The organism is Variovorax atrisoli (assembly GCF_014195185.1).
Taxonomy (GTDB): Bacteria; Pseudomonadota; Gammaproteobacteria; order Burkholderiales; family Burkholderiaceae_C; genus Variovorax; species Variovorax atrisoli.
On the sequence record NZ_JACIBG010000006.1, the window covers coordinates 499,354 to 517,716 of the forward strand.

Below are 18,363 nucleotides of genomic sequence, written 5' to 3' on the forward strand. Positions count from 1 at the left end.
TGCGTGAATCCAGAATAGGACGCGGCGCAGCACCGGCCCAGAGCGCGGGACGCAGGTTGTTCCTGCATGCGGCGCCTGTTCCCGCACGCGGCGGCTGTGCTAGCGTCCGGTCATGCCGGACGCCGACCTCAACCTGCTGACCGCGCTCGACGCGCTGCTTTCCGAAGGCAATGTGGCGAAGGCCGCCGAGCGCATGGGGCTGAGCGAATCGGCCATGAGCCGCACGCTGGCGCGGCTGCGCGAGGCCACGGGCGACCAGCTCCTGGTGCGCGCAGGACGCGGCATGGTGCCCACGCCGCACGCCCTGGCACTGCGCGAGCGCGTGAGGGACCTGGTGCAGGAGTCGCACGCGGTGCTCCAGCCCGCCGATGCGGCCATGGACCCGCGCACGCTCCAGCGCCTTTTCACCATACGGGCCAACGACGGATTCATCGAAGCCTTCGCGCACGTGCTCGTGGCCCGTGTCGCGAAGGAGGCGCCAGGCGTCCGCCTGCGTTTCGCGCCCAAGCCCGACAAGGACGTGCGTCCGCTGCGCGAAGGACTGATCGATCTCGATGTGGGCGTGCTGAGCGATTCGGCGGGGCCGGAAGTGCGCGTGCAGGCGCTCTACCGGGACCGGTTCGTCGCCGCGGTGCGCGAGGGCCATCCGCTGCTGGCCGAAGCCGCGATCACGCCCGAGCGCTACGCCGCATGCGACCACGTGATCACTTCACGGCATGGCCGCAAGGAAGGACCGGCGGACGTGGCTCTGGCGGCGATGGGATTGAAGCGCAACGTCGCCGTCACGGTGCCCAGCTTCGGTTCTGCCCTGTCGATCGCGGCTGCGACCGATCTCGTGGCGCTGATACCGGCCTCGTACTTCGAGCGCCTGAGGGCCCAGAGCACGCTGCGCTGTTTTCCGCTGCCCATGCCCACCGACCGGATCACCATCTCGCAGATGTGGCATCCGCGCATGGATCGCGATCCCGCGCACAGGTGGCTGCGCGGCATGGTGCTGGAGCTGTGCCGGAATCTGACGGGGGACGAGGGCCCGCCCGCTCGCTGACGAGAGCTGGCGAATGGTTTCTTCGTATCTTTCCTGATGTTTCGCTGACTCCGTAACCGTCGGGTAAAGGTCGCAGAGCGGCGCCTGGGGCGGGCGCTTCGCCGTCAAAATATCGTGTATGCAATCTCTGATCGAACAACTCTCCGACTCGGTGGCTTCGGCCAGGACGCTGGAAGACCTGACGCGTCCGATGCTCGAGATGCTCGGCGCGGTGACCGGGCTGGAATCGACCTATCTCACCACCATCGACCTCGACAAGGGCCAGCAGCACATCCTCTTCTCGCGCAACGCGAGGCAGCTGAGCATTCCCGAGGGGCTCACCGTGCCCTGGGCCGACACGCTGTGCAAGCGGGCCATGGAAGAAGGGCGCACCTACACCGGCGACGTCGCCAGCTGCTGGGGCGATTCCGGTGCGGCCAGGGAGCTCGGCATCCAGACGTACGTGAGCACGCCGGTCAAGACCGAGAGCGGCGACCTGTTCGGCACGCTGTGCGCCGCGAGCTCCGAGCAGCAGTCCCTGCCGCCGCATGCCGAGCCCGTGCTGCAGCTGTTCGCGCGTCTCATCGGCCAGCAGGTGGAGCGCGAGCTGCTCTACAGGAAGCTCGAGAAGGCGCACGCAGAGGTCGTCACGCTGGCTTCCACCGACGCGCTCACCGGCCTGCCGAACCGCCGCACGCTCATCGACGGGCTGCGCAGGATGATGGCCCAGGGCGAGCGCGACGGCACCAGCGTGCTGGTCGGCTTCATCGACATGGACGGGTTCAAGAAGATCAATGACACGCACGGCCACGACGTCGGCGACGAGTTCCTCGTCGCCATGGCCGCGCGTCTGTCGGCGTCGATGCGCGCAGGCGACATGCTGGCGCGCAACGGCGGCGACGAGTTCGTGGTGATCGGTGCCGGCCCCGCCTTCGGAGAATCGCCCGATGCGGCGGCTCGCTCGCTCGCCGACCGGTTGAGCGAAAGCACCATCGGCGAGCTGCGGCTTCCGGGCGCCACGCTCGACTACCGCGGCGCGAGCGTCGGCGTGGTGGCCGTCGATCCGCGCAGCACCTCGGCCGCGGATGCGTTGCGGCTGGCCGACGAGGCCATGTACGCCGTCAAGCGGAAGCGCTACGCGGTCGCCGGCGCGGGCAGCCGCGAAATGGCCGCGGCCTGAGCGGCTGCGCGCTCCGGCTCATCGAGCGCCGCGGTCCCGCAGCACCGTCTTTCCGGTGCGGGGATCGGTCAGCGTCACGTTCTCCAGCGCCTTGATCCTCCACGCGCCCGCCTGGCGCGTCAGCACGGCAAGGATCAGCGTATCGACGACGTGCGGCCCTGCCGGATGCGCCGCGCCGGCGGCGAGGCGGCTCCAGAAGTGCGTGACCGCCGCGTCTTCGCCCAGGGCCACGACGTCGATCAACTCGTTCTCCAGCGTCGAATCGCTGTAGATGCTCGCGTGGATGGGGGCGTGCATGGCGACGATCTCCTCGACGCCGCGCACGTAGTGCCCGAAGCGGTTCACGAAGGTCGCGTCCGCGTGGAACAGCGCGCCGAGGGCCTGCATGTCGTGGGCGTTCCATGCGGCCTGGAAGGTGCCGGGAATGTCTTCGGGAAGGCTTGGATGGGGCATGGTGATCTCGTCTTCCTCGTGCAGCTTGCGCCGCGATCTACAGCGATCGACAGCGGCTTCGCAACGACCCCTGCCGCCGTTGCGGTCGAACCTGGTCGAGTCCGGCCGATAGCGGCCTTTCATGCTGTGCGGACGTTGGGACGAATCAGGCCCTGAACCAGATCCTGAGCGTCACATACAGCGCGTACACCAGCGCCGCCACCATCCACGCAATGAAGAACACGTTGGCCCAGAACTCGCCGGGGTTGGCCGCGAGCGTGTAGATCTGTCCCGAGCAGGCCTTGCCCACGCATGGCACTTCGCGGCGGACCAGTGCGCGCAGCATGTAGAAGAGGAGGTAGCAGGAGATGCCGCCCGCCATCAGGAAGCCCACCGGGCCGACGATTCCCTTGGTGAGTTCGTCGTTCTCGTCGCGCGGCCCCTTGCGCAGCAGCTTCTGTCCGAACCTGTACCAGGCGAATCCGAGAAGCAGCATCAGCGAGTAGTAGAGGAAGTCGCGCATGTCTTGCGGGCAGAGGAGGGATGCAGCCGGTCGAGGCGCCGGATGGTGGCCGACTTTAGCTCAGGCGGGCATGATCCAAAAACCGGGCCGGCGCGTATCGCAAGCGGTGGGAGCGCGCCATCCGGCGCATGCCCGACGAGGAAAAAAGAAACGCATATGCCGAAGGACATCGCATCCGCCCACGACATGGTCCGCCAGGGCGCCCGCGGGTTGCGTCAGGACCGCAGCGCCGAGCGGCGGCAGGATCTGGCCGACTGCATCGAGGCTCCGGACCGCGCATGACCGGCAGCCTCACCGCCGTCGCGCTCGCGGGCCTTGCCTGGACCGCCTCGCTCGCGCTGGCCACCTGGGCCGTGAGCCTCGTGCGGCACGATGCGAGCCTCGTCGACCGCGTATGGGCGATCCTGATCGCAGGCGCGGGGCTCGTGTATCTCGCGCTGCTGCCGGCGCCGCAGACCGCGCGCGGGTTGTGCATGGCGCTGATCGGCAGCGCGTGGGCGCTTCGGCTTTGCATCTACATCACCTGGCGCAACTGGGGCCACGGCGAAGACCGCCGCTACCAGGCGATCCGCGCGCGCAACCAGCCCAACTTCGGTTTCAAGAGCCTGTACCTGGTGTTCGCGCTGCAGGCGGTGCTCGCCTGGATCGTGTCGGCGCCTTTCCTGCCGGGCATGGCGGCCGAGCGGCCGCTGGGCCTGCTCGATGCGCTCGGTGCTGCGCTGGGGCTGTTCGGCTTTGTCTTCGAGGCCGTGGGCGACGCGCAGATGGCGCGCTTCAAGGCCGACCCCGCAAACCGGGGCCAGGTGATGGACCGCGGCCTGTGGCGCTACACGCGCCACCCCAACTACTTCGGCGAGGCCTGCGTGTGGTGGGGCATCTGGCTCATGGCCATCGGCGGCGCGGGGTGGAGCGGGGCGTGGAGCATCGTGTCGCCGCTGCTCATGACCTGGCTGCTGCTGAAGGTCTCGGGCGTGCGCATGCTCGAAAGCGATATCGGCGAGCGCCGGCCGGCCTATCGCGACTACATCGAGCGCACCAATGCATTCGTGCCGGGACCGGTGCGCGCCGCTCGGCTGAAGCCCTAGCCGGTGGCCCTGGCGGCCCGGCGGTGGCACGATTGCCGCGGTGAAGCCTTCGTCCAACAGATCTTCCGCGGCAGCGATGCGCATCGTCCTCTGGAGCACGGCATTCCTCGCGCTGGTCGTCCTTGCGGGCGTCGCGTACGAGCAGCTCGGCCGCTACCGGGCGCAGCGCGACTTTCCCGCGCCGGGAACGATGGTCGACGTCGGCGGCGGGCGCCGGATCCAGCTCGACTGCCGCGGCTCCGGCTCGCCCACCGTCGTGTTCGAGGCCGGGCTGAGCGTCGATGGCTCGCTGAGCTGGTCGGCGGTGCAGCCGGCCGTGGCGGCGCGCACGCGCGCGTGCGCCTACAGCCGCGCCGGGCTGATGTGGAGCGACCCGTCGAATGCGCCGATCAGCGCGAGGCAGGTGGCGAGCGATCTACACGAGGCGCTCACCCGTGCGGGCGAGCGCGGACCCTTCGTGCTCGTGGGCCAGTCGCTCGGTGGCCTCTTCGCGACGACCTTCACGCATCGCTTCGGCAATGAGGTGGCGGGGCTGGTGCTGGTGGACCCGTCGCACCCCGACCAGGTGGCGCGCGTCGCGGCTTACATGAAGGAGACCCGCTCGCTGCGCTCGCGCATCGCGGTGTCGCTTTCCTGGAGCGGCCTGCTGAGGGCGATGGCGCCGAGGCTGCTGCCCAGGGCGCCGAACCAGAGCGAGCACGATGCGCAGGCGATACGGGCCTACGCACCGAAATCCATGGTCACCCAGATGGCGGAGGGCGACGCGACCGACGCGATGCTCGCCGAGGCCGGCGCCTTCCGCGACCTGGGCAGCCGTCCGCTGGTGGTGCTCACCGCGATGGCGCCGTACACGCAAGAAGAGCTTCGCGGAATGAAGATCACGCCCGAGCAGGGCCGCGAGGTGCTCGCCATCTGGCAGCAGCTTCACGTCGAGGAGGCGGCGTGGTCTTCGCGCGGCAGGCACCTGTCGCTACCGAAGTCCAGCCACGACATCCAGTTCGACGATCCGGCCGCGGTGACCGAGGCGGTGCTTTCGGTGGTCGACACGGTCCGCGCGGAAGGCGGCAGGCGCTAGCTAGCAGCCTCGCTTGGTGGCAGCCGTCACCAGCGGATCTTCACGCCCACGCTCCCTTCGATGCCGTTGCTCCTCGTGCGCACGGCGCCGCCCGAGGCCCAGGTCTTGCCGAGCTCCGCATACAGGCTCGCGTTCTGCGTGAGCTGCAGCGTGGCGCCCGCCGCCAGCTCCGTGCTCGTGCCGCCGGTGCGCGTGGCGATGTCGGTGTAGGCCGCCGGGCCGACGAAGCGGCTGATGTCGGTGCCGCTGCCGCTGCGGTAGACGTTGAAGCGCACATAGGGCTGCAGCAGGCCGGCGGAGGTGGCGATCTCGCCCTTCACCCGCACGCCCGCGCGTGCGAGCCAGCCGCTGTGGCTGTGCTGCTGCACCAGTGCGGCGGCGATGCCGGTATCGTCCAGGCTGATGCGCTGGTGCACCAGCTGCAGCTGCGGCTCGATGGTCCAGCCCGGCGCGATGGCGAACGCCTGGCCCACCTCGATGGAGGCCAGCAGGCTGCTGCCCTTGCCCGTGCTGGAGAAGCCCAGCGTGGGCGACGCCGTGTAGCGGTGGCGTCCGGCCTGCAGCACGCCGTCGACGTACAGGCCGCTGTCGTTCTTCCAGGTGGCATAGGCGCCCAGGTACTGGCTGCGCAGGTCGTTGGTGCCGGCTGCGTAGTTGACGATGCCGCGTGCGAAGCCGCTCACGCTCATGTCGCCGTTGAGCTCGCCGACGTAGACGCCCGCGCGCCAGTGGGCGTCGGCCCAGAGGTCGGTGCCTGCCTGGAAGCCCGAGAGGCGACCCTTGCTGGTGGGGCTCACGGTGCCGCCCTGGCTGATGCTGCGGTCGGTGCTGATGATGCGCGCCCAGGCCTGGCGGTAGCCCTGGTCGGGCATGGCGGGACCGGCATCGTTGCCGGGCGGCGGGCCGTCGTCGCCCAGCCGCTGGCGCATGCTGCCGAGCATCGTCAGGTTGGCCTGGCGGAACTGCTCGGGCAGCGCGGCGTACAGCGGTACTTCGGCGCGGTAGGTGGGGACGGAGATGCCGCCTCCACCTCCTGTGCTGCCGCCGCTGCTGCCAGCGCCGCCATTGCCTCCACTGCCTCCGCTACCGCTTCCGCCGCCGTTGGCCGGCGGCGTGACGACCGCGCTGGAGCGCAGGTACCAGTTCTCGCCCGCACCGCTCGCGTCGGCTGCGTAGAGCCGGTATTCGTAGGCGCCGGCATCGACGTGGCCTCCTGCCAGCGCGAAGGCGCTCTTCGTGGTTTGCGCGGTGGTGGTGGCCCCGTTGATCGCGCTGACGACCTCGATGCCGTTGCCGGTGGTCAGCGCGCCCAGGCCGCCGAGGTTGGTGATCTGCACGTTGGTCGTGCCGCTGGCGATGGCGGTGCTGCCGCTGAGCACGAGCCTGTCGGTCGCGCTGCTGCTGTTGCCGAGGGCCGTGCCCAGGCGCAGCGTGCCGCCATTGCCGACCCAGGGGCCGGTGACGGTCAGCGTGGTGCCCGGTGCGGAGCCGACCAGCGACACGGTGCCGCTGTTGGCCATCGACGCGACGGTCTGGCTGTTGCCGGCGAGGTCGAGCGTGGCGCCGGAGCCCACGGTGAACGCGCTGGCGCTGCTGAGCGCACCGGCCGCGCCGGCGCGCAGCGTGCCGGCGTTGATGCTGGTGGGACCGGTGTAGACGTTGGCGCCCGACAGCGTCAGCGTGCCCGCGCCGCTCTTCACCAGGCCGGCAGCTCCGGAGATGGGTCCCGACCAGCCCATGTCGTGGCCGTTGGTGTCGATGGTGCCGGTGCCGCCCAGCAGCAGCGGGCTGCTCAGGCTCAGGCCGTTGGCGCCCGCGACGATGCTGGCGGTGGCGCCGCTGTCGATGGCGACGGCGCCCGTCAGCGCCGCGCCGGCGTTCAGCGTCAGGCTGTTGCTGCCGCCGGTGAACTCCACCGCGGCCGCGCGGGTGACGCCGTCGCCGCCCAGGCCGCCGGTGATGCTGCCGCTGTTGATGATGCCGAGGTTGGCGCCCAGCACGCCCACCCCGCCCGCGCCGTTGGCGCCGCGCGCGCCGCCGTTGCTGTTGGTGCCGCCGACGCCGCCGTTGCCGCCGGTGATGGAGCCGCTGTTGCCGAGCGTGGTGCTGCTGCCCGACGCGCGCAGGCCGATGCCGCCGTCGCCGCCCGCGCCGGGTGCACCGGTGCCGCCGACTCCGCCGCCGCCGGCACCGCCCGCGCCCCCTGCGCCACCGGAGACCGCGCCCGAATTGGTCACAGTCAGCGCGCTGCCCGTCAGCGTGATGCCGATGCCGCCCGCACCGCCGCCGCCGCCCGACGCATTGCTGCGGGCCGGCAGCAGCTCGGAGCCGCCCGCGCCGCCGGCGCCGCCGCCGATGGCGCCGGTATTGGTGAAGCCGAGGCCCGGCGTGGTCGCGTTCAGGAGGAAGCCGCCGCCACCGCCGCCGCCGCCACCGCCTTGGGAGAAGGCGTCGCCGCCCTTGCCGCCTGCGCCGCCGGTCGAACTGCCGGTGGCCGTGTAGCTGCCGGTCGGCCCGAGGAGGATGGAGCCGTAGCCCCCCGCGCCGCCGCCGCCTGCCGCCCAGTAGCCGTTGCCGCCTGCCCCGCCGGCGCCGCCCGTGTAGCTGTTGGAAGAAGAGCCGACGCCGCTGCCGATGGTCGCGCCCTGGAAGCCGCCGCCGCCGCCACCGCCGTAGCCGTTGCCGTTGCTCATGTCGCCCGTCTGCGACTGGCCGGCCGCGCCGTTGTCGCCCTGCAGAACGCCGGGGCTGACGGTGTTGCTGCCGGCTCCAGCCGCGCCGCCCGTGCCGGCGGTGGCGCCGGCGAAGGTGCCGGTGCTGGCGGCGGAGCCGGCCGTCGGGCCGGCGCTGGTCGACGATCCGCCGGCGCCTCCGTTCGCGTTCACCGTGGTGTCGTTGAGTCCGCCGCTGCCGCCGCTGCCGTCGGCGCCGCCCGATCCGGCGTGCAGCGAGGTGTCGTTGGTGGGCTGGCCGCCGGCGCCGCCTGCGGCCAGTGCCGGGCCCGCACCCAGCATCAGCGCCGCGAGGGCAGGCGCCAGGGCGAGGTGGCAGGTTTGCGGCTCAGCCGATCTGGCGGAGCGCGCGTGGCCGCGCGAGGTTTCGGGTGCGGCGACCCAAGTGCCGCGGGCTGGATTCCAAAGGGTCCGAAAAACCTTGTTCATGGCTTACCAATTTGTTCGTTCCTCGCCTGAACGGGCAGGCTCCCGCGTGCGGGCGCGTGTCTGTTCACCGCCTGCACATGCCGTCGTTTTCGATTTGCAAGTCAAAAATGTAAGTACGCGTTGCGACCGGCGATATGCCCGGAAGCGGGTACCTAAGCGGGCCCTGCCGGATGCCCGAAGCGCGATAACGCTGCGTGGCCGCAGCGGCGGTTGCGGCCCGGCGGGCTACGGGCGATAAGCCGCGTGGCGCGGATATCCCCTGAACTGCGTCAAGAGGTAAGCAATGTTTCGTGCGAAATACAAAAAAGCTAGCGGCTTGCCGGGCGGCGAGGGCGCTTTCCGGCCTCCCCGCGCTTCTGCTGTGGCTGCAGCGCTTGCTCCTGCCCGTGCCCGAGGCTGCGGAGATAGGCGCAGAACATGTCGGCCATGGCGTCCGAATACGCGGCGATCTCGGCGTCGGTGCGCGGACTCTCCGAGAACTGCTTGCCGACCGCGCTGAACGTGGTCGTGATCAGGTCGGCGGCGATTGCGCGCGTGGCCTCGACGGCGTGGGGCAGGGCTTCGCGCATGAAGGCCTTCATGACGCGGTCGCCGGCGGCGCGTGCCTCGTGCGCCTCGGGGGCGTCCCGGTAGAGCGGGGCGGCGTCGCTGAGCGCCACGCGCATTCCGGCTTCCTCGCACTCCGAGCGCACGAAGGCATGCACCAGCATGCGCAGCCGCTCCAGCGGCGGGCGCTGCGTGTCCTCGAGGATGCCGCCGAGCATCTCGCTCGTCTGCTTCCACTCGTCGCTCTGCAGCCGGAAGAGGATCGACGCCTTGTTCGGGAAGTACTGGTAGACCGATCCGACGCTCACGCCGGCCCGCTCGGCCACGCGCGTGGTGGTGAAGCGCTGCGCGCCTTCCTTCTCCAGAACCTGAAGGGCTGCCTCGAGGATGGCCGCGACGAGGTCGTTCGAGCGGGCCTGCTTGGGCTTTCTTCTAGAGGAGATCGGCGAGCTTTTGCGGTCGGCCATGGGCGTGGTTCGCAACGCGAATAGAAAATGTGAATATTCCTTCATATTATGAGCGCACCTTCACTCCAACACGAAGAACCCTGTGACAACCCTCACCGACAAGCCCTTGGCGCCCCTGCTGGAGCGCCTGTTCCAGGAGGCCGCCGAGGCATCGCCCGCGACGAGCGCTGCTATCGCCGGCCTCTCCGACGAAGAACGCGCGCAGCTGATGCGCAGCAAGACCGGCTACCTCGATCTCTACGCGCGGCTCAAGGATGTTGCGCTGCCCGTCTCGCGCGAGACCGGTCTGCTGCTGTACATGCTCGCGCGCAGCGGCGGCGCCCGGAACATCGTCGAGTTCGGCACCTCCTTCGGCATCTCGACGCTGCACCTCGCCGCGGCCCTGCGCGACAACGGCGGCGGCCGGGTCGTCACCACCGAGTTCGAGCCCTCCAAGGTGGCGCGCGCCCGCCGCAACCTCGAAGCCGGCGGGCTGGCCGACCTGGTCGAGATCCGCGAGGGCGACGCGCTGCAGACGCTCGCTGCCGGCCTGCCCGACTCGATCGACCTGCTGCTGCTCGACGGTGCGAAGGCGCTCTACCCCGAGATCCTCGCGCTGGTCGAAAGCCGCCTGCGGCCGGGCGCCTTCGTCGTCGCCGACAACGCCGACCACAGCCCCGAGTACCTGGCGCACGTGCGCTCGCCCGCCTCGGGCTACCTGTCCACGCCCTTCGGCGAGGACGTCGAGCTGTCGATGCGCCTCGGATGAGCCCGCCCGCGCATTGAACCCCACGCGGACGCCGCGGCGTCCGCAGTGCCAGTCGCACTGGCCGTAAGCGTCTGACGTCAACCAACGCACTCCACGATCCTTGCCGGTCTGGGTGCGTCCGCATGCGCGCTCCGGCCGGCCGGGAGAACACATCCAACCCGGACGACACCATGAGCATCCCATCGACACCATCTGCGACTTCATCCTCACCACCACCTTCGGCATCGACGCGCGACCCCGCACAGGGCCGCCTGCTGCTGCTGACGGCCATCCTCTTCATCTCCTATCTCTGCGTGGGCATGTCCCTGCCGGTCGTGCCGATCTTCGTGACGGGGCAGCTCGGGCTGGGCAACGTGTGGGCGGGGCTCGGCGTGGGCATCGCCTTTCTCTCGACCGTGCTGAGCCGGGCGTATGCCGGCACGCAGTCCGACCGCGCCGGGGCCAAGTCCGCCGTGGCGCGCGGGCTGGTCTTCTACGTGAGCGGGGCGCTGGTCTCGCTGCTCGCGGGCCTGCTGGCGCCGTCGCCCTGGACGGCCTACCTGGTGCTGCTCGCGGGGCGGCTGCTGGTCGGCCTCGGCGAAAGCCAGGTCGGCGTCGGCATCATCGGCTGGGGCATCGGGCTCGTCGGGCCGGCGCGCTCGGGCAAGGTGCTGGCTCTGGTCGGCGCCGCCATCTACGGCGCGCTGGCGGTCGGCGGGCCGATCGGGCTCGTGCTGCAGCAGCGCTTCGGGTACGCCGGCGTCATGAGCGTCGGCGTGATCCTGCCCTGCCTCGGCATGCTGGCGATCTGGCGGCTGGCCGGGGTGCCAGCGCACCCCGGTGCCGAGCGCCCGCCGTTCTGGCGAGTGATCGGTCAGGTCTGGCCGCACGGCACCATCGTGTGCCTGCAGGGCATCGGCTTCGCGGCGATCGGCGCGTTCTTCACGCTGCACTTCCTCGATCAGCACTGGCGCTTCGCCGGGCTGGGCCTGACGGCCTTCGGCGGCGGCTTCGTGCTGGTGCGGGTGCTCTTCGGGCATCTGCCGGACCGCGTGGGCGGGCTGCCCGTGGCCATCGGCTCGCTGGCCGTGGAGACCGTGGGGCAGGCGCTGATCTGGAGCGCTTCCGATCCTGTGCTCGCCCTCGTCGGCGCGTTCCTCACGGGGCTCGGCTGCTCGATGATCTTCCCTTCCATGGGGCGCGAGGTCGTGCAGCTGGTGCAGCCGCATCTGCGCGGCACGGCGCTGGGCGGCTTCTCCGCGTTCCAGGACGTCGCCTACGGGCTGACGGGTCCGCTGGCCGACAGGGCGGGGTATGGTGGCGTGTTCCTGGCCGGCGCGGGCGCGGCGGCTGCGGGGCTGGTGATCGCGATCAGCCTTCGCCGGGCTCAGACACGCTCTCGGCCCTGACCGCGCAGGAGGCCTTGGCCTTCAGTTCGGCTTCGAGCTCGGCCTTCAGTTCGGAGGCGACCTTCTGCGGCTCCAGCCGCAGCTCGACGAGGTCGCGCTCGCCGACGCAGAGACCATCGAGCCGCACGTAGATGCGCGAGAAGTTGCCTCCCAGCGCACGCGCCACGTCGCCGAGGCAATCGGCCAGCGTGGCGAAGCCGCCGTTGCGGTACGAGCTGGGAGGTATCACGCCCCTGGAGCGGGGCGCGCGAACGGAGTAGGCGTACGACGAGGCATCCTTGCGCAGCTCCACCACGGGCTGCAGTCCACGCTGTGCTTCCCCTGTTCTCTTCATGGCCGCAGTGTAGATGCGGCGAAACCCCGTGACCAGCCGCCCAGGTCAGGGGCTCGGCCCCAGCGCGCGCTGCTTCGCGACGAACTCCGGCGTGATCGCGGCCTGCTTGTTGCCGAACTGCGCGATGACGTAGTTGGCCAGCGCCGCGACCTCGGCGTCGGTGTAGGCCTTGCCGAAGGCCGGCATGTAGATCTCCCTGTCGTGCACGTGCATGCGCACGCCCTGCAGGATCATCTGCGTCACGTTGGAGCCGTCGGGGTCGTTCACGCCGCGCGTTCCCAGCAGCGATGCGTCGGCGGTCTGCTGGCCCTTGCCGTTCCACTGGTGGCAGCTCGCGCAGGCGGCAGCGAAGAGCCTGAGCCCCTGCTCGTGGCCCTCGGCCGTGTTGGCGGCCGGCGCTGAGGCATTCGCCGCAAGCGCCCATGGCGCCTTCGCGTCGATCTCGATCGGGTTCTTGCCACTTTTCGCCGGCACCGTGCGCAGGTAGCTCACGAGCGCCGAGGCGTCTTCCGGCTTCAGGTACTGCAGGCTGTGCTCCACCGCCTCGCCCATCGGCCCCGACGCCGAGCCGCGTCCCTCGGCATGGCCGGTCGTGAGGTAGGCGGCGATCTCGGCGTCGCTCCAGGCGCCGATGCCGTTCTTCGCGTCGGAGGTGATGTTGTAGGCGCGCCATCCCTGGATGGATTCGCCCGCGAGCTCGTTGCCCTTGTCCATCGCGAAGGCGAAGTTGCGCGGCGTGTGGCATTCGGCGCAGTGGCCCAGCGCGGTGGCGAGGTACTTGCCCTGGTTCCACGCGAGCGGCTTCGACGCGTCGGCCTCGAAGCGGGCGCTCTTGAAGAAGGCCGCGTTCCAGAAGCCCATGGCCCAGCGCTGGTTGAACGGGAAGCCGAGGTCGGGCTCCCGGTTCGGCTGGTTCACCTTGGGCAGGCTGAACAGGTAGGCCTTGATCGCGAGCACGTCGCTTCGGCTCAGCGCGGTGTACGAGGTGTACGGGAAGGCCGGGTACAGGCGCTTGCCGTCGGCGCGCACGCCGTCGTGCAGCGCGCGCACGAACTGGTCGTCGCTCCACTTGCCGATGCCGGTCTCGGGGTCCGCCGTGATGTTCGACGAGTAGATCGTGCCGAAGGGCAGCACGAAGGGCAGGCCGCCTGCGAAGGGCTCGCCCTTGCCGCCGGGCACCGTGTGGCAGGCGATGCAGTCGGCGGCCTTGGTGAGGTACTCGCCACGCACGAGCAGCGCTGCATTGCTGGGTGCGCCGGCCAGCACCGGCGCCTCGCCCGCGGAGCCGTCGGTGCGGTTCAGGAAGAAGTAGAGCGCGGCGCCGACGACGACCAGCACCGCCAGGGTCTTGAAGAACCGCTTCATGCCGACCTCCCTTCGTCGAATCCCTTGCCGGGCCCTGCATCGGCGACCTTCTTCTTCAGCGCCTCCTTGTCCTGCGCCAGCAGCGCGCGGTTCACCGGCAGCGCGCGCAGTCGCACCCCGGTCGCGGCGAAGATCGCGTTGGCCAGCGCCGGTGCCGCGATGGCCGTGCCGACTTCGCCGAGTCCGCCCGGGGCTTCGGCGCTCTTCACCAAGTGCACCTCGATGGCCGGCGCTTCGTTGATGCGCAGCGTCCGGTAGTCGTGGAAGTTGCTCTGCTCGATGGCACCGTCGCGCAGCGTGATCTCGTTGTAGAGAGCCGCGCTCAGCCCGAACAGCAGCCCGCCCTGGATCTGCGCCTCGATGGAGCTCGCGTTCACTGCGATGCCGCAGTCCACCGCGACCACCGCGCGCCGCATGCGCACCTCGCCCTGCGGCGAGACTTCGGCCTCGATGATGGCGCACACGCGGCTGCCGAAGGCATCGCCCACGGCCACGCCGCGCCCCACGCGCGCGGGCAGCGAGCCCTGGCCCCAGCCGATCCTGCTGGCCGCGAGGTCGAGCACCGCGAGCGTGCGCGGGTTCTTCTGCAGCATCGCGCGGCGGTAGGCGACCGGGTCTTTCTTCGCGCGTTGCGCGAGTTCGTCGATGAAGCTCTCCATCACGAAGAGGTTGTGCGTGGGGCCCACGCCGCGCCACCAGCCGACGTTCAGGCCAGCCGGCATGTCGTGCCGCACCCATTCGACCTTGAGGTTCGGCAGGTCGTAGCAGGGCTCGGCCACGCATTCGATGAGGTCGCCGTCCATGCCGTCCTTGCCCATGAAGGCGGGCGCCCAGCGGCCCAGCACCGTGCCGCCCGAGATGCGGTCGCCGAACCATTGGATGCGGCCTTCGCCGTCGACCACGGCCGAGATATCGTCGTGGTACATGGGGCGCACGATGTCGTGGCGGATGTCTTCCTCGCGTGTCCACACCACCTTGAGCGGATAGGGCACCTGCTTTGCGAAGGCCACGGCCTGCTCGACCGAATCGGTTTCCAGCCGGCGGCCGAAGCCGCCGCCCAGGTACTGGTTGTGCAGCACCACCTTGTCTTCGGCCAGGCCGGTGATCTTCGCGGCCACGCCCACGCAGCGCGCTGGCACCTGCGTTCCCACCCAGATGTCGCAGCCGTCGGGCCGCACGTGCACCGTGGTGTTGAGCGGCTCCATGGTCGCGTGCGCGAGCATCGGCAGGTCGTAGGTGGCCTGCACCAGCGTGCCTTCGGGCCGCTTGCCGGTTTCCTTGCCGACGATGGCCTTGTCCTTCGCGAGCGCATCGGCCAGCGCCGCGCGCAGCTGCTGCGTGGTGAGCGTGGCGTTGCGCCCTGGCGTCCACTGCAGCTTCAGCGCCTCGAGGCCGCGCTTCGCGGCCCAGAAATGCTCGCCCACCACGGCCACCGCGTCCTTGATGCGAAGAACGTCGATCACGCCGGGGATGGCGCGCGCGGCCTTGTCGTCCACCGAGGCCAGCACGCCGCCCAGCGTGGGGCTCGCCCTGACCGTCGCCACCTTCATGCCGGGCACGCGCACGTCGATGCCGAACTGCGCGGTGCCGTTGACCTTGCCCGCCGAGTCGACGCGCCGCAGCGGCTGGCCGATGAGCCGGAAGTCCTTCGGCTCCTTCAGGGCCACCTTGGCCGGCATCGGCAGCTTTGCGGCGGCGCCGGCCAGCGCGCCGAAGCCGAGCTGCCGGCCCGAGGCCGCATGGCTCACCACGCCGCGCTCCACGGTGCAGCTCGCCGGGTCGACCTTCCATTGCGCCGCGGCGGCACTCACCAGCAGGGTGCGCGCCACGGCGCCGGCCTCGCGCAGCACGCCGAAGGTGCCGCGCGTGCTGGTCGAGCCGCCGGTGATCTGGCCGCCGAGCAGCGGCATGCCGTAGAGCGCCTCGTTCGCCGGCGAGTGCTCCACGCGCACCTGGTCGAGATCGACGCCGAGCTCCTCGGCAAGCAGCATCGCCGAACCGGTGTAGATCGCCTGGCCCATCTCGGCCATCGGCATCACCAGGCGCACGCCGCCGTCGGCATCGATGCGGATGAAGGCATTCGGCGCGAAGGCCGGGTTGCCGTCGGCGAGCGCGGCTGCCGCGTCGCCCGGCTGCTGCCTCGGGTTGATGGCGGCGAAGGCCTTGCCCGTGCCCAGCCACGTGAAGGCCAGCGCGAGGCCGCCGGCCTGCAGGGCCGCGCGGCGGCTGATGCCTCCGATGCCGATGCCGCTGGCGGGACGGTCGACGGTCTTCATGATACGCTCCTTGCCGGCATCACCGCCACCGACTGCATCACCTCGGCCTTGCCCGTGGCGGCCTGCTTGATGGCCGCGCGGATGCGCGAGTAGGTGCAGCACCGGCAGACGTTGCCCGACATGGCCAGGTCGATGTCGGCATCGCTCGGGTTGGGCGTGCGCTGTATCAGCGCGGCGGCCGACATGATCTGGCCCGACTGGCAGTAGCCGCACTGCACCACGTCGACGTCGAGCCAGGCCTTCTGGATGCTCTTGCCGGCCGGCGTCTGCTCGATCGCCTCGATGGTGGTGACCGCCTTCTTGCCGATGGCGCCCACCGGCAGCACGCACGATCGCACGGGCTGGCCGTCGAGGTGCACGGTGCAGGCGCCGCACTGCGCGATGCCGCAGCCGAACTTGGTGCCTGTGAGTCCGACGATGTCGCGCAGTGCCCAGAGCAGGGGCATGTCGTCGGGTGCGTCGATGGCAACGGACTGGCCGTTGATGTTGATGTCGATCATGAGCCTTGCCTTTTCTCCGGTTCGCCGTGGGTGGAGCGAACCATAGCGCGACTTTGCAAAGCGCGCTTGGCGGGCAAGGGTGTGTGCGACCGGCGCGCGCTGCTTTCATCGCAGGCGCCGGCCTGCGTTCATTCGAAGGTATTCATCGCTGCCGTGCACTGCAGCAGCGTCGATGCCCCGGGCGGGCGAAGCGGCGTCAGGCAGGCACCTTCTGAACGGCCGGCGCCTGAAGCGGCGGCGTGCCGTTCTTGAACAGGCTCGCGAGCTGCTTGCGCAGCTCGGGCGAGTCTGTGTGGCCGTGAACGGTCACGGCGTGCTGCACCGCGGCGTCGAGCAGTTCGCTCTCGCTGTCGGCGCAAAGCGCGACGCTGCAGTTCGTCGTGCTCGGGTACTCGCGGCAGTCGATGTATTGGCGTGGCATGGCGACTCCTTGAATATGTCCTCACGGACGTGCTTCGAAGATCAGGTTGAAGGGCGTCTCGCTGGCGCGGCGGAAGTGCGTGAAGCCGCCCTTGGCCGCCACGTCGCGAAGCCGCGCCTCGCCGGCCTGCGCGCCCAGGCACAGGCCCACTTCCTGCGAGCGCGAGGCGGGCGTGCAGATGAAGTTGGAGGCCGAATAGAACACGCGCCCCACCGGGTTCATGTTGTCCTCCAGCCGGTCGTTGGCGAAGGGCTCCACCAGCATCCAGGTGCCCTGCGGCCTGAGGCTGGCGCGCACGTGCGCCGCCGCGCCCACCGGGTCGCCCATGTCGTGCAGGCAGTCGAAGAAGGCGACGAGGTCGTAGTCCCTGCCCGGAAAGTCCTTCGCGCTCGCGACCTCGAAGCTCAGCCGCTTCGGATCGTCGATGCCGGCCTTGCGCGCCGTCTCGCGTGCGCGCTCGATCGACGGCGCGTGATAGTCGAAGCCGACGAAGCTCGACGCTGGATAGGCCTGCGCCATCAGCAGAGTCGAGGCGCCATGCCCGCAGCCCACGTCGGCCACGCGCGCGCCCCTTTCGAGTGCGGCGGCGACCCCTTCGAGGGCCGGTATCCACTGGCTCACGAGGTTGGCCGCATAGCCCGGCCTGAAGAAGCGCTCGGTGCCGTGGAACAGGGCGGGGTCGTGCTCGTGCCAGCCGATGCCCAGGCCCGTGCGCATGGCCTGGACCATCTTGGGCACGGCCTTGAACTGCGCCACCGCGATCTGGAAGGCGCCGGGCACGAAGGCCGGGCTGCCTTCCTCGGCGAGCGCGAAGGCCTGCTCTTCGGAGAGCGAGAAAACTTCGCCCTTCGGGTCGTACTCGACATAGCCGCTCGCGGCCTGCGCCGAGAGCCATTCGCGCAGGTAGCGCGGATCGGTCTCGGTGCGCCGGGCCAGCTCTTCCGCTGTGCCCGGGCCCTTCGCCATTTCCTTGTACAGGCCGAGCTGGTCGCCCACGACGATGGTCGCGGCGTGCATCACGGCGCCGATGTCATGGACGAAGTTACCCATGAACGCGTTAAGCCTTGTTTCGTCGATAGCCATGTGTTTCCCCTTCGCCGGCGGACGGCTCGCGCGTCCCCTGCCTGCCTATACTGGTTTCGCGGCACGGGGACAGCGCGACATCCTCCGCCCCGGTGCATGCAGGCGCCATACGCAGCAATGCGTATGCGGCACGAAGAAGAAAGCGAGACAAGGGGCACGCCATGACGCATCTCACGCGCGGCGATTGCGCGAGCGCACTTCGCCTGCTGGAGCAGCTGGAATCCGGGCAGCCGCTCGTGCGGCATCACGGCGTGCATGCGATCCGCCGCAACGCGGCCAAGGCACCCCGCAAGCGCGAGTTCCGCCGCGCCTCGATGCAGGCCGAGCACTACCGCCGCGCGGGGCTGGAGCACGCGGTGGCGGTGGCCCTGCTGTACCGGCTGGCCTGCCGAGCGGAGGAGCCGGCGCGGCCCTCCTTGCCGCCGGTGCTCACGCCGCGCGAAGGCGAGGTCATGCGCTGGCTCTCGCGCGGCAAGACCGACGCGGAGATCGCCGCCTTGCTCCAGATCAGCCCGCGCACGGTGCACAAGCACCTGGAGCACGTGTACGTGAAGCTCGGCGTGGAGACGCGCACCGCGGCCGTGATGCGCGCGCTCGGCATGGACGCCGGGGCGCCTTGAGGCTGCGCCGGAGGGCCCTCAGCGCGTCGGGGGGGGGGGGGGGGGCGCGCGGGGGGGGGGGGGGGGCGCGCCGCGCCCGCGGCCCCCACACCCCCCCCGCCCCCCCCCCACCCCCCCCCCCCCCCGCGAGCCGGC

The 18,363-nt window shown here is 70.5% G+C and carries 18 protein-coding genes; 8 read left to right on the forward strand and 10 right to left on the reverse strand.

Going from position 1 to position 18,363, the window contains the following annotated elements:
- Positions 1-112: 112 nt before the first annotated feature.
- Complete coding sequence (locus tag FHY06_RS22945; RefSeq protein ID WP_184606377.1) at positions 113-1,045, forward strand: LysR family transcriptional regulator; 933 nt, start codon at positions 113-115, stop codon at positions 1,043-1,045.
- A 118-nt stretch (positions 1,046-1,163) separates the two neighbouring features.
- Entirely contained in the window at positions 1,164-2,204 is a 1,041-nt protein-coding gene (locus FHY06_RS22950; protein WP_132755007.1) for a sensor domain-containing diguanylate cyclase, read from the forward strand.
- 18 nt (positions 2,205-2,222) lie between these two features.
- On the opposite strand, the gene FHY06_RS22955 is transcribed toward FHY06_RS22950, so the two are convergent.
- Both FHY06_RS22955 and FHY06_RS22960 read right to left on the reverse strand, forming a co-directional pair.
- Entirely contained in the window at positions 2,223-2,657 is a 435-nt protein-coding gene (locus FHY06_RS22955; protein WP_184606378.1) for an SgcJ/EcaC family oxidoreductase, read from the reverse strand.
- 145 nt (positions 2,658-2,802) lie between these two features.
- The gene (locus FHY06_RS22960) at positions 2,803-3,159 is read right to left on the reverse strand and encodes a hypothetical protein (protein ID WP_145761767.1); all 357 of its coding nucleotides are present in this window, start codon (positions 3,157-3,159) and stop codon (positions 2,803-2,805) included.
- A 156-nt stretch (positions 3,160-3,315) separates the two neighbouring features.
- On the opposite strand from FHY06_RS22960, the gene FHY06_RS34910 reads away from it, so the two are divergent.
- The 3 genes from FHY06_RS34910 to FHY06_RS22970 all read left to right on the forward strand — a co-directional run bounded on the left by FHY06_RS34910 (position 3,316) and on the right by FHY06_RS22970 (position 5,319).
- Positions 3,316-3,441 carry a hypothetical protein gene (locus FHY06_RS34910; RefSeq protein WP_260310598.1) on the forward strand — a complete coding sequence of 42 codons (126 nt, stop codon included), beginning with the start codon at positions 3,316-3,318 and terminating at the stop codon, positions 3,439-3,441.
- Entirely contained in the window at positions 3,438-4,244 is an 807-nt protein-coding gene (locus tag FHY06_RS22965) for a DUF1295 domain-containing protein (protein WP_184606379.1), read from the forward strand. The genes FHY06_RS34910 and FHY06_RS22965 overlap by 4 nt, the downstream gene beginning before the upstream one ends.
- A gap of 76 nt (positions 4,245-4,320) precedes the next feature.
- Entirely contained in the window at positions 4,321-5,319 is a 999-nt protein-coding gene (locus FHY06_RS22970) for an alpha/beta fold hydrolase (protein ID WP_184606380.1), read from the forward strand.
- 26 nt (positions 5,320-5,345) lie between these two features.
- Here the strand turns inward: FHY06_RS22970 and FHY06_RS22975 are convergent, their stop codons facing one another.
- Positions 5,346-8,480, reverse strand: coding sequence for an autotransporter outer membrane beta-barrel domain-containing protein (locus tag FHY06_RS22975; RefSeq protein WP_184606381.1), 3,135 nt, complete (start codon positions 8,478-8,480; stop codon positions 5,346-5,348).
- 308 nt (positions 8,481-8,788) lie between these two features.
- On the reverse strand, positions 8,789-9,493 hold the full coding sequence (locus FHY06_RS22980) for a TetR/AcrR family transcriptional regulator (RefSeq protein ID WP_207902265.1): 705 nt from the start codon (positions 9,491-9,493) through the stop codon (positions 8,789-8,791).
- An 82-nt stretch (positions 9,494-9,575) separates the two neighbouring features.
- Here FHY06_RS22980 and FHY06_RS22985 point away from each other — a divergent pair, with 82 nt between their 5' ends.
- Together FHY06_RS22985 and FHY06_RS22990 are read left to right on the forward strand one after the other, a co-directional pair.
- A complete protein-coding gene (locus tag FHY06_RS22985) occupies positions 9,576-10,241 on the forward strand; it encodes an O-methyltransferase (RefSeq protein WP_184606382.1) in 666 nt (221 codons plus the stop codon).
- Positions 10,242-10,411: 170 nt separating this feature from the next.
- The gene (locus FHY06_RS22990) at positions 10,412-11,629 is read left to right on the forward strand and encodes an arabinose transporter (RefSeq protein ID WP_184606383.1); all 1,218 of its coding nucleotides are present in this window, start codon (positions 10,412-10,414) and stop codon (positions 11,627-11,629) included.
- Here the strand turns inward: FHY06_RS22990 and FHY06_RS22995 are convergent.
- From FHY06_RS22995 to FHY06_RS23020, 6 genes are all read right to left on the reverse strand, one after another.
- On the reverse strand, positions 11,592-11,963 hold the full coding sequence (locus tag FHY06_RS22995) for a hypothetical protein (protein WP_132755021.1): 372 nt from the start codon (positions 11,961-11,963) through the stop codon (positions 11,592-11,594). The two genes, FHY06_RS22990 and FHY06_RS22995, sit on opposite strands and share 38 nt — an antisense overlap.
- 45 nt (positions 11,964-12,008) lie before the next feature.
- Entirely contained in the window at positions 12,009-13,328 is a 1,320-nt protein-coding gene (locus tag FHY06_RS23000; RefSeq protein WP_132755023.1) for a c-type cytochrome, read from the reverse strand.
- Positions 13,325-15,604, reverse strand: coding sequence for a xanthine dehydrogenase family protein molybdopterin-binding subunit (locus tag FHY06_RS23005; protein WP_184606384.1), 2,280 nt, complete (start codon positions 15,602-15,604; stop codon positions 13,325-13,327). The genes FHY06_RS23000 and FHY06_RS23005 overlap by 4 nt, the downstream gene beginning before the upstream one ends.
- Positions 15,601-16,104 (reverse strand): (2Fe-2S)-binding protein, encoded by a 504-nt coding sequence (locus FHY06_RS23010; RefSeq protein WP_184606385.1) that lies wholly within the window; start codon positions 16,102-16,104, stop codon positions 15,601-15,603. The genes FHY06_RS23005 and FHY06_RS23010 overlap by 4 nt, the downstream gene beginning before the upstream one ends.
- Before the next feature lie 196 nt (positions 16,105-16,300).
- Positions 16,301-16,525, reverse strand: coding sequence for a DUF1059 domain-containing protein (locus FHY06_RS23015; protein ID WP_184606386.1), 225 nt, complete (start codon positions 16,523-16,525; stop codon positions 16,301-16,303).
- 21 nt (positions 16,526-16,546) lie between these two features.
- Positions 16,547-17,608, reverse strand: coding sequence for a class I SAM-dependent methyltransferase (locus FHY06_RS23020; RefSeq protein ID WP_026346650.1), 1,062 nt, complete (start codon positions 17,606-17,608; stop codon positions 16,547-16,549).
- A gap of 161 nt (positions 17,609-17,769) precedes the next feature.
- On the opposite strand from FHY06_RS23020, the gene FHY06_RS35070 reads away from it, so the two are divergent.
- Positions 17,770-18,228 carry a helix-turn-helix transcriptional regulator gene (locus tag FHY06_RS35070; protein WP_184606387.1) on the forward strand — a complete coding sequence of 153 codons (459 nt, stop codon included), beginning with the start codon at positions 17,770-17,772 and terminating at the stop codon, positions 18,226-18,228.
- Positions 18,229-18,363 lie beyond the last annotated feature (135 nt).

Bases quoted from the DNA above. Each gene is read 5' to 3' on its own strand.
- FHY06_RS22945 (WP_184606377.1), top strand. From the start codon at position 113: ATGCCGGACGCCGACCTCAACCTGCTGACCGCGCTCGACGCGCTGCTT.
- FHY06_RS22950 (WP_132755007.1), top strand. From the start codon at position 1,164: ATGCAATCTCTGATCGAACAACTCTCCGACTCGGTGGCTTCGGCCAGG.
- FHY06_RS22955 (WP_184606378.1), bottom strand. From the start codon at position 2,657: ATGCCCCATCCAAGCCTTCCCGAAGACATTCCCGGCACCTTCCAGGCC.
- FHY06_RS22960 (WP_145761767.1), bottom strand. From the start codon at position 3,159: ATGCGCGACTTCCTCTACTACTCGCTGATGCTGCTTCTCGGATTCGCC.
- FHY06_RS34910 (WP_260310598.1), top strand. From the start codon at position 3,316: ATGCCGAAGGACATCGCATCCGCCCACGACATGGTCCGCCAGGGCGCC.
- FHY06_RS22965 (WP_184606379.1), top strand. From the start codon at position 3,438: ATGACCGGCAGCCTCACCGCCGTCGCGCTCGCGGGCCTTGCCTGGACC.
- FHY06_RS22970 (WP_184606380.1), top strand. From the start codon at position 4,321: ATGCGCATCGTCCTCTGGAGCACGGCATTCCTCGCGCTGGTCGTCCTT.
- FHY06_RS22975 (WP_184606381.1), bottom strand. From the start codon at position 8,480: ATGAACAAGGTTTTTCGGACCCTTTGGAATCCAGCCCGCGGCACTTGG.
- FHY06_RS22980 (WP_207902265.1), bottom strand. From the start codon at position 9,493: ATGGCCGACCGCAAAAGCTCGCCGATCTCCTCTAGAAGAAAGCCCAAG.
- FHY06_RS22990 (WP_184606383.1), top strand. From the start codon at position 10,412: ATGAGCATCCCATCGACACCATCTGCGACTTCATCCTCACCACCACCT.
- FHY06_RS22995 (WP_132755021.1), bottom strand. From the start codon at position 11,963: ATGAAGAGAACAGGGGAAGCACAGCGTGGACTGCAGCCCGTGGTGGAG.
- FHY06_RS23000 (WP_132755023.1), bottom strand. From the start codon at position 13,328: ATGAAGCGGTTCTTCAAGACCCTGGCGGTGCTGGTCGTCGTCGGCGCC.
- FHY06_RS23005 (WP_184606384.1), bottom strand. From the start codon at position 15,604: ATGAAGACCGTCGACCGTCCCGCCAGCGGCATCGGCATCGGAGGCATC.
- FHY06_RS23010 (WP_184606385.1), bottom strand. From the start codon at position 16,104: ATGATCGACATCAACATCAACGGCCAGTCCGTTGCCATCGACGCACCC.
- FHY06_RS23015 (WP_184606386.1), bottom strand. From the start codon at position 16,525: ATGCCACGCCAATACATCGACTGCCGCGAGTACCCGAGCACGACGAAC.
- FHY06_RS23020 (WP_026346650.1), bottom strand. From the start codon at position 17,608: ATGGCTATCGACGAAACAAGGCTTAACGCGTTCATGGGTAACTTCGTC.
- FHY06_RS35070 (WP_184606387.1), top strand. From the start codon at position 17,770: ATGACGCATCTCACGCGCGGCGATTGCGCGAGCGCACTTCGCCTGCTG.